The organism is Vibrio sp. 2132-1, assembly GCF_033344315.1.
Map to the genome: position 1 here is coordinate 1 of NZ_JAWPON010000335.1, position 702 is coordinate 702.

The 702-nt window shown below is 50.0% G+C and carries 1 protein-coding gene; it reads right to left on the minus strand.

The annotated features are described in order from the left end of the window. The coding region (locus R8N47_RS25255) for a methyl-accepting chemotaxis protein (protein WP_318186114.1) at nt 1-702 on the minus strand (702 nt) is incomplete at both ends.

Genomic DNA, 702 nt, shown 5'->3' on the forward strand with positions numbered 1-702 from the left:
TGATCATTTCTTGAATTTCCACCGTCGCTTGTTGCGTGCGCTGCGCAAGGTTACGAACTTCGTCCGCCACCACAGCAAAACCACGCCCTGCTTCACCAGCACGCGCCGCTTCAATCGCCGCATTCAAAGCAAGCAAGTTGGTTTGCTCAGAGATGCCTTGAATCGTACCCACTACGCTACCAATCGACTCAACACGCTCTTCGACTTGGTTTACGGCTTGTGCAGAAGAAGCAATATCTGAAGATAGCTCGCTCATTTTCGCCACTGTGCTTTGCAAGAACTGTTGACCCGTTACGGCTTGCGTAGAAGCTTGTTCCGTCAAAGAAGAAGCCGTTTGAGCATGATCGGCCACCGTTTGTACGGTCGATGACATCTCGCTCATGGCCGTCGCCAGTTGGTCAATCTCGTTGAACTCTTCTTGCGCCGACTCTTTAGTTTCTGACATGCTCAGTGTCATCACTTCCGTCAGTGTCGCTAGCTCGTCGGATGCGTTGATTTGCATTTGAATCACGTCATGCAGTTGGCGACGCGTTTTCTCTAGCTCTCGTGCCACATCTCCGTATTCATCTTTACAGTCCATACCAAACGGTACCGACAAGTTTTTGCTCGCCATTAATTTGATGGCTTCATTGAGATACTGTGTTTGGCGCAGCATTACGCGTGCGGCGGCCAATAGTAAAGCCACAAAAACGACGATAAGTA